The organism is Trichocoleus sp. ST-U2, assembly GCF_039961875.1.
Taxonomy (GTDB): Bacteria; Cyanobacteriota; Cyanobacteriia; order Cyanobacteriales; family FACHB-T130; genus FACHB-T130.
Window position 1 is genome coordinate 69,317 of the sequence record NZ_JAMPJY010000018.1, and the last position, 12,103, is coordinate 81,419.

General features: G+C 45.9%; 7 protein-coding genes. 3 read left to right on the plus strand and 4 right to left on the minus strand.

Annotation, left to right across the window (positions count from 1 at the left end; translation table 11 throughout):
- The first annotated feature begins 10 nt into the window (after positions 1–10).
- Together NC996_RS14130 and NC996_RS14135 are read left to right on the plus strand one after the other, a co-directional pair.
- Entirely contained in the window at positions 11–2,389 is a 2,379-nt protein-coding gene (locus NC996_RS14130) for a CHASE2 domain-containing protein (RefSeq protein WP_190688240.1), read from the plus strand.
- Between the two features lie 4 nt (positions 2,390–2,393).
- Entirely contained in the window at positions 2,394–3,128 is a 735-nt protein-coding gene (locus tag NC996_RS14135) for a DUF928 domain-containing protein (protein WP_190688243.1), read from the plus strand.
- A gap of 297 nt (positions 3,129–3,425) precedes the next feature.
- Here NC996_RS14135 and NC996_RS14140 read toward each other — a convergent pair whose 3' ends face one another.
- From NC996_RS14140 to NC996_RS14155, 4 genes are all read right to left on the minus strand, one after another.
- Positions 3,426–3,878, minus strand: coding sequence for a hypothetical protein (locus NC996_RS14140; protein WP_242037661.1), 453 nt, complete (start codon positions 3,876–3,878; stop codon positions 3,426–3,428).
- Between the two features lie 240 nt (positions 3,879–4,118).
- On the minus strand, positions 4,119–4,472 hold the full coding sequence (locus NC996_RS14145) for a hypothetical protein (RefSeq protein WP_190688245.1): 354 nt from the start codon (positions 4,470–4,472) through the stop codon (positions 4,119–4,121).
- Between the two features lie 326 nt (positions 4,473–4,798).
- Positions 4,799–7,579, minus strand: a complete 2,781-nt coding sequence (locus tag NC996_RS14150) for a CHAT domain-containing protein (RefSeq protein ID WP_190688248.1) — start codon at positions 7,577–7,579, stop codon at positions 4,799–4,801.
- A 43-nt stretch (positions 7,580–7,622) separates the two neighbouring features.
- Positions 7,623–10,556 (minus strand): filamentous hemagglutinin N-terminal domain-containing protein, encoded by a 2,934-nt coding sequence (locus NC996_RS14155; RefSeq protein ID WP_190688251.1) that lies wholly within the window; start codon positions 10,554–10,556, stop codon positions 7,623–7,625.
- A 61-nt stretch (positions 10,557–10,617) separates the two neighbouring features.
- Between NC996_RS14155 and NC996_RS14160 the strand changes: the two genes are divergently transcribed.
- Positions 10,618–11,339, plus strand: a protein-coding gene (locus tag NC996_RS14160) for an IS1 family transposase (protein WP_190688253.1) whose coding sequence is annotated in 2 segments (ribosomal slippage) — positions 10,618–10,924 and positions 10,924–11,339 — 723 coding nt in all. Because the reading frame shifts where the segments join, the coding sequence is not laid out codon by codon here.
- Positions 11,340–12,103 lie beyond the last annotated feature (764 nt).

Genomic DNA, 12,103 nt, shown 5'->3' on the forward strand with positions numbered 1-12,103 from the left:
CTAATGACTAATGAGCAAGTTAATTGTCCTCAAACTAGATGGCGATTTCAACTCCGGCTTTCGGGTGACGCTGGAGATTGGAACAGAAAGCGATCGCCCAGAAACAGAAATTACTGGTAAGTTACCCAGCGCCCCCGAACTTGCCGTACAGTATAGCGGCTGGCAGTCAACCTATCGCGGCTTGGGGAAAGCTACCCGCGCCCTGAAAGCTAAAAAAGCCAGGATTGATGGTTCCCTCAAAAAAGAGAGGGAGGAGTGCCGCAATCAAGCGTTAGAGTTGCGCGATCGCTTGAATACTTGGCTTAAAGCCGAGTCATTTTTCTCGATTCGCGAAAAGTGGCTAGAAAAAGTCAGCACCGCCGACGAGGTGCGGGTGCTAATTCGTGCCGAAAACCAGCAGATTTGGCAGATTCCCTGGCATCAGTGGGATTTGGTGGAACGCTACAGCTTTACTGAAATTGGACTCAGTACCCTACAGTACGAACGACCCCCAAAAATTCAAACGTCCAGCTATAAAGACCAATTTAGAATCTTAGCGATTTTAGGTAATAGTGAAGGCATTCAAGTTGAGGAAGATCGAAAACAGCTAGAGAATTTACCAGGCGCAGCAACAACCTTTCTAGTGGAACCGCAACGCCAAGAGTTAAACGATCGGCTTTGGGAACAATCCTGGGATATTCTATTTTTCGCGGGTCACAGTCAAACTGAGGGTGAAAAAGGGCGGATTTATCTCAACCCGACGGATAGCTTAACGCTTGACGAACTCCGATATGGTTTAAAAAAAGCAGTTGCAAACGGGTTGCAATTGGCTATTTTCAATTCCTGCGATGGTTTGGGATTAGCGCGGGAACTAGAATCACTGCACATCCCGCAACTAATTGTCATGCGAGAACCAGTGCCAGACCTGGTGGCACAAGCATTTTTGAAGTATTTTCTTGACAGCTTTGCCAGTGGCAAACCTCTCTATCGGGCGGTGCGGGAAGCGCGACAGCGACTGCAAGGTTTCGAGAATGACTATCCCTGTGCCAGTTGGTTGCCAGTAATCTGCCAAAATCCGGCAGCTATGCCTCTGTTTTGGCCTGAGTTGCCCAAACCTGCACAAGAAGTTAGTCGCCCAACCTTATCTCTGTGGCGTGGTTTGCGAACCGTCTTCGCAACCAGTTTGGTTGTAACTGGTTTGGTAATGGGGATGCGATCGCTTGGAGGAATGCAAAGATGGGAGTTAGAGAGCTATGACCAGCTACTACGCCAACGTCCTTCCGAACCGGCAGATTCTCGGATTCTGCTTGTGGGAGGGGATGAAGCAGATATTCGTCAATACCAGTATCCGCTACCCGACGCGATCCTAGCTCAGCTCATTGAAAAACTAGATCGCTATCAACCTATAGCAATTGGTCTTGATATCTTCCGCGACCAACCCGTACTGCCGGGTCACGAGTCACTGGTTGCCCATTTGCAGCAGAATCAACGTCTCTTTACCGTCTGCACGCTTGGCACCAGCCAAGAAGATGCTGTTGCACCCCCATCCAACAGTCCAGCAGAACAAGTTGGCTTTAATGACTTAGAAAATGACGCCCAAGACAACACCGTTCGTCGTCATCTCCAATCCCGAACTCCAAACCCGATATCTTCTTTTTCACCCTGCGACACACCCTATTCCTTTAGTCTGCAACTTGCCTACCGATATCTGGAAGCTAAGGGCATTTCAGCAACAACAACTCCAGATAAAAACTGGCAATTTGGTAACGTTGTCTTTAAACGTTTAGAATCTCGTAGCAGCGGGTATCAAAACTTGGATGCGCGAGGAAATCAGGTGTTGATTAATTACCGCGCCACTCCCCGAATTGCCCAGCGAGTAACGGTTAAGGATGTATTAACTGGGAAGTTGGAATCAGAGTGGGTAAGAAACCGGGTGGTTCTAATCGGTGTCACAGCTGCTAGCATTCAAGACTATCACGACACTCCTTATGGCAGAATACGAGGGCTGGAAGTTCATGCCCATCTGGTGAGTCAAATTTTGAGTGCAGTTCTGGATAAACGCCCTCTAATTTGGTGGTTGCCTCAATGGGGCGATGTTCTCTGGGTCTGGGTTTGGTCGCTGGCAGGTGGAATATTTGTTTGGATGGTGCGATCGCGAAGCCACAGCAAAGCGCGATCGCTACTACTCCTAGTTCTGGCGACTTGCATCTCTGTCACTGTCTTGTATGGACTGTGCTGGGTTTTCTTACTACAAGGTGGTTGGTTGTCTTTCGTCCCGGCGGCATTAGCTTTGATGCTCACAGGCGGGGCTGCGAGCCTCCTACCAAGGAGCTTTTCTAACACCCGCCCTTCAATTCCAACCCAGCACCAAAAGGCATTCCTAAATACTCATCGTTCCATTGTGGAGTAAAGCGATGAAAAACCTACCAAAAATGAAACTTGCGTTTATTACTGTTTTAGCGATCGCTAGCTTTACCAGCAACCTTGCACTGTTATGGACACAATACAGTTCGCAAGCGATCGCTGGCTTGATAGAAGCACCAAATACTGGCACACCTGATAATAGGAGAGCGACACCAGGAGGAAGCCGTGGTGGAGCCTGCAAACACAAGCAGACCGAGCAACAGCTTACTGCCTTAATACCTGAAAAAAGCACTCAGAGTTTAACAACTTCCGAGCATCCAGTTTTTTGGTTTTATATTCCTGATACTCCCAAAGACGTACATTCCATCGAGTTTTCACTACATGACCGTAACGATACAACTACTCTCTACCGAACTGCCCTCCAAACCACTAAAACACCAGGAATAATTGGTATCGCATTACCACCCGGCCCAAAATCCTCTCTAAAACTTAATGAAAGCTACTATTGGCGGTTTATTGTTCGTTGTGTTCAAGAAACACCTGAAAGTGACCCGGCGACCGATCCAGTAGTCGAGGGTTGGGTGACACGAGTTCAGCAAAGCCCTAATCTTGAAAACCAAGTAATTTGGCACGATGAGCTAACCAATTTAGCTCATCGCTATCTGTCTGAGCCACAAAATACTGAAGTGAGAAATGCGTGGGCAAAACTTTTGAAATCTGTAAGCTTGGAAGGACTTGCTCAAGCACCTCTGGTTAGTTCAGTCAGTAATTTTAAAAATCACTGAATTTACCTTACTCAATCCAGCGATATCAATCCACTACTAGTCAGTTCAACGAGGCGTTCTTGGACCCAGCGTTCAAAGAGTTCATTGAGCAGTTGCTGGCGCATAGCTTCGTCCAAAACAGCCGGAATAAGTTGTTCGAGGCGCACGATCGCTATGCATTCCCCTAAGCGAGTAGGGAGGCCAAAGTTGACCAGTTTGGCTGATATAGAGCATCTGAGCCAGCTTAGAGGAGATTTTGCCTAGCTCGATAGGGCCAACCAATCCACCGATTTGCGCCTCCGACCCTTGAGAGAATTCTCAGGCTAGTTCACTAAAAGACTGCTCCCCTTCCTGAATGCGGAAATAGAGTTCCTTGGCGACACCCACATCTTTCGTCCGAATTAAAGAATAAATGACCTTGTCTAGCAACGACTTGCGACTGAGGAAGTAAGATTCCAGTTTATTGGCCCAGGTGGCTCGTTTAAATTTCTCAATCCTCAGCCCTCGTGTGGCTAAGGCTTCTAGTTGCTCCAAGGTCATTTCATAAAGCTCTAGCCATTCCTGACGTTCTGATTCGGAAGTGAGCTGATATTTTTCATAGAACTGCTGGCAAGCACTGGCTTTCTCTTCGGGCGCGCAGTTGATCGAGGCAATAGCCTGATCGGTAATGATCTCACGCAAAAATTGCGGCAGCATCTGGTAGTTCGCCAGTAAAGTAACGACTTTTTCTGTAGTAATGTTTTGGTTCCAAATTTGTAAAACTTCGGTCATATTTTATAAACTCAATGTATTCATAGTGCTTCACTCGATTGTAGAGAAATGGAAGGGTAATGGGCAAAGATTTTAAGACTGTTATTACTCAATCAAAGTCCATTATCGTGGTTTGCATGAAGCCTCCCTTAAAGATTCAATTTTTTGAAAAGGGAGGCTATCCTGGTTAAGCTTGCCACTATCAATCTAACTGAGTGAATGTGTACACTCACTCAGCCTATCAGAGAACTATTCGCTCCCTTAAGCTGTGACTTCGTAGGTCAGTTCATAATATGCCCCATCTAAATTGAAGGGCTTTGTCTGGTCGCCTAACCCAATATCTTGATTGGTGACCTGAATACTGCCCAGAAAATCGTCATCGTCAAACCATCCAGCGTCCGCGTCAAAAAGCTTGATGGTAGCCTGACCGCTGAAATCAAATGCCAAAAAATCGTTTGGGTCAGCAGTCTTCTCGTTAAATAAAGGAGCGTCTTTTTGGTCGTTCAAAGCTCCCTGCCAGACTGTCTGACCATTAACACGCAAGTAAGGTTCGTCAGATCCAGTCCAGTCCTCAGTCTCTTGGCAATATAGAGTTTTGAGTGTCAAGGTAGCCATGATGTTTCTTCTCCAAAAATAGAATGCAATTATCAGCTTATTGTTTGAACTGAGGGTTAGGCTTCCTTGCCCTCCCTCTGCCTATTACTCAACTCAAAAAGCCAGGGTTTTATGCAAAATTTAAAAAATATATTTTTGTGACAAAACGCATCACTGCTTGCTGTTGAGGCTGAGTAAAAATCAGAGATTCCTTATGCTCAGCATGGTGAATAGACACTCAGCGCTATGCCCCTTGCTTCACCAGATATTGGAGTTGCTCTCTAAAACTATATGTCGCTTGTTGAGGGTTAAATAGACATTTCTAAAAACCCTCAATATGGCAAAGACTAAAGCCAATTCCCAACTAGAACGTAAGGTGCCCAGTAGTAGGGAGCTTTGTATTGCTTAAATAGAGCTTGCTGAGCTTGATGAAGTGCCTCAGATTTTGTCAATTCAGGCTTAGTTAACTCCTTGTAGAACTGCTCCATCAGTTCAGATGTCGAGCGATCGCTAACTTGCCACAGCGTTGCCAGCGTACTGCGTGCCCCTGCCCGCACGGCTATTCCAGCCAGTCCCAAAGTCGCTCGGTTATCTCCCTTAGCTGTCTCGCAAGCACTGAGGACAAGTAATTCGATGATATTTGATGAGCTTTGATTGTTAACTCGGAGTAAGTTATTTAAATTATTGCTATCGAGAAGGCGATCGTAAGTGAGAATAAACGTTTCTTCGGGATTAGAACTGAACTTGCCATGAGTGGCAATATGAACTACGGAAAAAGCTCCGGAATTAATTTGCTGTTCGAGATTTCCTCCTGTAAATTTTGGATTTAGCAGCGATTCTGAAGGCACTATATTCTTAATTTGCTGCAATTCTTGTACTACGTTCGGAAGCTTTTCAAACTTTCGCACCCCAAATTGCCGTTGTTCGCTTACTCCCGCTGTTAAAACTTTTAACCGTTCTCGCTGCAAAGGCCGGAGGTCGAAAAGTTGTAAACCTGGAACTACGGCGAGGGCATACGGCTTCTGCATCAGATACTCTTGCCGTTTGCCATCATACAGAACTGACATGGGAACATTTCGCAGAACTCCATCTAGGACAAATACTACAGTTTTGACTTCGCTGCTATTATTTTCTAAATCTTTCTCTAGAGGTTCTATCAACCAGTTGTATACCCGTGTAGCCTTTTCTATAACGTCTTCTGGCCGGTTGCGTTTAAGGATGTTAGAGCGCAGTTCGCTCGCCGTTTCTTCTACCTCAATTTGTTTGACTAGAGTGACAGAATGCTTTAGAGGTTGCCCTGGCAATTGGGAAATAACCGCTAATCGGTCTTCCAAAATAATTGGATAAATATATGCTGCTTTCCGGTCTATCTTGTCAATATCCTGCGTCAGCCGTACTGTCGGCGAAAGGTTACAGTTGAGAAAATTTTCAAGTTCGGCTAAGCGGAGGGAGTCAATTGCCTCAATCGCTTGCTTGAGATTTTCTTGGCTTGGTTCTGAGTTTCCTTTAGCACTCAATAGCAAATCGACTAATTTGCGGTGAACGGGTTCGACATTATCCCGAAAGGAAAATTGTTCGTCGGAATTGATAGTAAGCAAATCGCTGCGAACGGATTTAAGAGTTTTAACCGCTTCTTGATAGGTAGCGATCGCTCTATTTAGATTCCCCTGTTTTTCCCATAAACGCCCCATCTGCCATTCCCAACGGTAGCGGATATCGGGAGCTTGAATCTGCTCAGCTAGCAGGAGAGCTTGTTGAGTATAGTCTTGAGCGGCGCTCAATTGCGCGGTCAGCTCGTACAACCCACCCAATTGACCGAGAGCATAAGATTCGGCTCTGCGGTCTTGTAAGCTACGAGCTTGTTGGATAGCAGTAGTTAATATCTGTGTAATCTCTGGCAACGAGAGAGGGGTTGTTGCAGCGCTTGGCTCGGAAAAGCCTTCCCTGAGCTTCAACGAGCGATCGGAATTGATGCAAGAAAGCGAGTTTTTGTCAAGACCGGGCTGGAGACAAGTCAGGCTCCGGGCAAAATTAAGCCGGGAGTAGATATTTGTTTGACTTGGAGGCAAGCTAGCGATCGATTGGTGAATTGTCGAGCCGAGTTGCGCTGCTTCTGACCATTTCCCAGTTTCTACTAACAGACTCAGCCAATTCAACTCAGCTTGGAGTCGGAGGTTGGGTGAATTGGTTGCTTGTTGATAATATGCGATCGCATCTCGAATATGCTCTTGAGCATCTTTCACGTTGCCGATTGCGATCGCTCTATTACCTAAAGCGCGTTCGGTATTAGCCAATTCGAGCAAAGTAGAACCCCGAACTTTAGAAAGTTGAAATTCTCTCTCCACGATTGCCCAACTTTGCTGCAAAACCTCACGAGACTTTTTCAACTCGCCAACTCGTCTGAAAGCTTCACCGAGACTCTGCAATCCAGTTGCCTTGAGGTTCGGATCTGATTGCTTTAGGAGGATTTGTTCGACCTGTGTTAATGCCGCTTCCGCCTGACTGCTTAATCCTAATGCTTGCAGCGCTTGAGCTTGGTTGATCGCGCTACCAATGACACCCGTTTCATTGCCAGCTTTTTTATAAGTAGCTGCTGCTTTCTTCCACGTTTCTAGAGCCTCCGACCACTGCCCTTTTGTCGCTTGCAAGCGACCTTGAGTGTTCAAAGCTTTAGCAAAAACGTCTAAGTAATCTTGGGTATTAGTCGTATTTTGCCGCTCGTTTAGCAGTTTGAAGCTGTTAGCGATCGCTTTTTCTGCTTCCTCCCACTGTCCCAAGTGCTGATAAGCTAACGAAAGATAGCGCAGTCCCAGCGCTTGGTTCAAACTATCTCCCTGGTTTACAAACGCAGAAGCCGCCTGACCGAAGACTCCTATCGCCTCTGAAAATTGTTCGGCATCATAGAGTTCTAGACCCTGTTGCAGTAACAACTGGGCATTTGAGGTTTGAGAATTAACTTGAGAACTTCCTTCAACCCGTTGAGCTGAAACAGCCGGGATATATAAAGTTGTGATGAGTGCCAATAGTGCTAGAAGGATTAGTCCTAGTATGCGCGGGTAAGCCTTTAGTGACGCATACTTCACCAGGCGTTGGATGTAATACCAAAATCTAAGTAGTTTTCTGCTCATCTGCTTGTTCTCAAACACTGTGGAATCAAACAGTCACAGGTAGCTAACGTCGGCGACAGCCACGTTGGGAGTGGGTGGTGGGCATTTCAGCAACGAGGACAATCTTGCCTTTGTCGTTAACGCTCCACCCTTGGGCTTCTACAATTTGGTCAGGAGGGAGTGCTGGCGAGGCAGAAGCACTAGCAGCCGTCAAGTTCTCAGCCCTCCGCGCTGGCGGTGGCACATCTTCCCAAATATTACTGCTGCTAATCGGTTCGTAAGGATTAGGTGCTAAACCGCCTTTTCCCGTATTGAAAAACTCAACCGCTGCCTGCTTTCCGGAGGATTGGCAACCCTGTGCAACTTCCACGTTCGCTGGCTCAACTGGCAACTCAGCTAACCCCTGGCTGGGATCGACATCAAGGGTATTGATTTCCACAGTGCCTGAAAGCCCAAACTGCGAACTGGCGGTGATGTCACTACTCTGTGCGGTTGGTTTTTCTCGAAATTGAATACCAAAGATGCCTTGGGCAGTGATTTTGACTTTACCGCCAGATCCTGTATAAGCATTAGCGGTGATATCGCTATTTTCACTCGGAACCGCCACGATGAATGGGGCATTGATGGTGATGTTACCGCCGTTTCCACCAGCCTTGGCAGTGCCTGCGTTAGTCGATATTTGACTGTTGTGGCGCAATAGCAATAAGTCCTGCACTTGTAGCTTAATATTGCCGCCGTTACCGGATGCAGTTTCTGCTGTTAGTCTTCCTTGGTTCTCAAGCAGGATAAAGTCAGCCTGAATATCCAGGTTACCTACATTACCCTGCCCAAAGCTGCTGACATTCAGCTCTCCATTATTAGTCACAGAGAGTGACCCAGTGGTGATGTCGATGCCCCCTGAGTTGCCCACGCCGTTCTTGACCACCCTGCTGTTGATAAAGCTTCCATCCCGCAAGGAGATAGTATCGCTGGCACGAATGATTATCCGACCGGCATTTCCTGTCCCCTCGGTGGAGGCAGTTAGTCCAGCTTTATTCACCATAGACAGGATTCCTGCGGTAATGTCGATGCCCCCTGAGCTGCCCACGGCGTTCTCTTCCACTCTGCTGGTGATGAAACCTTCATCCCACAAAGAAATGGTATCTCTGGCACGAATGATTACCTGACCGGCATTTCCCTGCCCCAGAGTGTTTACCTTCACTGAGGCATTACTAAGCGAAAGTGACCCAGTGGTAATGTCGATGCCGCCTGAGTTGCCCACGGCGTTCTCTTCCACTCTGCTGGTGATAGAACTTTGATCCCACAAAGAAATGGTATCGCTGGCACGAATGATTATCTGACCGGCATTTCCCTGTCCCAGAGTGTTTGCCTTCAGTGAGGCTTGATTACTAAGCGAAAGTGACCCAGTGGTAATGTCGATGCCACCTGAGTTGCCCACGCCGTTCTTGACCACCCTGCTGTTGATGAAGCTCCCATCCCGCAAGGAGATGGCATTGCTGGCACGAATGATTACTTGACCTATATTTCCCCCTCCCAAAGTGTCGGCATTTAGTGAGGCGCGATCGCTAAGGGAAAGTGACCCAGTCGTGATGTCGATGCTCCCTGAGGCATTCAGTGAAGCGCGATCGCTAAGGGAAAGTGACCCAGTGGTGATGTCGATGCCCCCTGAGTTGCCCACGCCGTTCTTGACCACCCTGCTGTTGATAAAGCTTCCATCCCGCAAGGAGATAGTATCGCTGGCACGAATGATTATCCGACCGGCATTTCCTGTCCCCTCGGTGGAGGCAGTTAGTCCAGCTTTATTCACCATAGACAGGATTCCTGCGGTAATGTCGATGCCCCCTGAGCTGCCCACGGCGTTCTCTTCCACTCTGCTGGTGATGAAACCTTCATCCCACAAAGAAATGGTATCTCTGGCACGAATGATTACCTGACCGGCATTTCCCTGTCCCAGAGTGTTTGCCTTCAGTGAGGCTTGGTTGTTCAGAGAAAGCGAGTCAGTGGTAATCTCAATATTGCCTGCATTACCCTTGGCATTCTTCTCTACCTGAGTTTCTACTTTACTCCCATCCAAAGAGACTGTATCAGAAGCATTAATTTCCACATCTCCTGCCTGAGCCTCCGGTGTTCCCAAATTTTTTTCTATTCCCGCTGTAAGCTTACTTCCTTCCGAGACTTTGAAATTACGAGCATTGATTCTAATAAAGCCTCCACCTCCAGCACGCACATCAACAGAACTGCTATTAGTAAGAGACACATCCGCTCGCGCTACATTATTGGGAAAATTCAAACTGCCATTTTCCTTGAGTCCAACTTCCCCGGCTATAGATAATCCTCCTAACTCAAGTTGTCCTCCCGGTGCTGTTAGTTTCGCTTTGTGTAAGCGAATGTCACCGCCCACCAGAACTAAATTTTGATTGGGTTCGACTTCTAGATTAGACCCCTGCACCTTTACGCTGGCAGGATTGTCCCTCAACCGCAAACCAAGAGGCGTGTTTACTGTCAGGAGGGGTTTCGTTTGAGTATTTGTGGCACTGAATTCTATACCATTGCTAAACAGCAAACTATCGGCGGTACTTGCTAAAAATGAACCCCCTATATCTAGGTTTGCTTTTGAACCAAAGATAATCCCTACTGGATTGATGAGAAATAAGTTAGCAGCGCCATTAGCTTTAATCAAACCATTAATGTTAGAGACGGATGAACCTGTCACACGGGTCAAGATGTTCTGAATAGCCCAGTCATTGTTGAAGTATGCCGTACTCCCATTAATTACAGAAAACTCTTTAAAGCTGTGGAACAGGTTGTTTCCTGCTACTGTTCCCCCAGTAATAGTGCTAACTTTCCCCTTGGTTGTAACCGTGGAATTGTTAGGTAAAGTGGCATCGGGGACAATTTGAGCCACGCTGGGGGTTGCCGTCACTAGACAGCAGAGGGCAATCCCATTAGTAATCCAAAACGAGTAAATATTCTTTCTGCTAGAGAAATTGCTCACCATACATTTATACGGTAGTCCTAAAGATGTAAGGATAAGAAGGTAGAGTTACTGCTGTTGTTCGATGTCCAATCCCCATCCTACTTGTCCTGCTTGTGAGTCTACTCATACCGTGAAAAATGGGAAAATTCACAACGGCAAACAGAACTTCAAGTGCCGTGAGTGTGGCAGACAATTTGTGCAAGACCCGCAGAACAAGATCATTGACCAAACTACTAAAACCCTGATTGACAAACTGCTGTTGGAGAAGATTCCGTTAGCTGGAATTGCTAGAGTGACGGGTGTTTCAGAACCCTGGCTCCAGAGCTATGTCAATGGGAAATACGAAGCGATTCCCCGACAAGTCGAGGTATCGGCTAAAAAAAGGGGCGCTTGACGATTCAATGCGAAGAGATGTGGTCATTTGTGGCTAATAAGGGCAACAAGCAATGGATTTGGTTAGCATTAGATGTCAATACCCGAGAAATTGTCGGCGTGTACGTCGGCGATCGCTCTGGTGAGGGTGCCCAAGGATTATGGGACAGCTTGCCAGGGGTGTATCGACAGTGTGCCGTCTCCTATACCGATTTCTGGTCTGCCTACAATGAGGTTTTCCCCAGCCAACGACATCAGAGTGTGGGCAAGGACAGTGGTCAAACAAGCTTAATTGAGCGCTTCAATTGCACCTTACGGCAGCGAGTATCCCGGTTAGTGAGAAAGACGTTGTCGTTTTCCAAGAAGTTAGAGAATCATGTTGGTGCAGTGTGGCACTTTGTCCACTACTACAATGCATCCTTACATCTTTAGGACTACCCATTTATACAAGGGCAGAACTTGCCTTTTTGGGTAATCCTACTTAAACATTACTCAGAGTTTACCTAATGCCCCTATAAATTTACATTTTGAAATTTAACAAATTAGATGAATTGATAGTTTCGCTAATTTCTGGAGTCTATGTATATAATGTTTCATAAACTAGAAGGTGTATCCTTAATAAGGAGTCAGTAATAATTAGTAATTTATAAATTACCTGCAAATAGGACTAAGTAAGTAAAGAATTATAGAAAATAGCTCAACACTGTTCTAAATTTAACTTACCCAGAAGTTACCATCAATATTTAGTAATAGTTTTTGCTTGGTACGAATTGTAAGATTTTTCATTAATAGGAGAAGTTTTGGTATTCCACTTTATAGTATTTCTTATTTGGGTAGGTTATATTAAGGTTCTGACGTTTGTAGGGCATGGCAATGCCATGTTCTTATAAATTTATTGCACCAGCTCAAAAATTTACATAGAATATTCTGCTGATTAATTTCACATTTTTGGATGATTTTAGGGTTACTTCTAATATCGTCTATAATTTGAATAAAAAAATCGAAATTATCAGAAACTTTGTTGGGATTAAGCCTGCTGTAGCAGTTTTAGTTCTTATTGGTAGTTAATGTGTTTTATCAGCACAACCGTATTATCTAAACCAAAGCCTCAACATAAAAGATTTTATTAATTCCGGGATGAAGAATGTGAAATTGTGAAGGGCAGCAAATAATTTATTGTTTGTCAGCGATAAAGC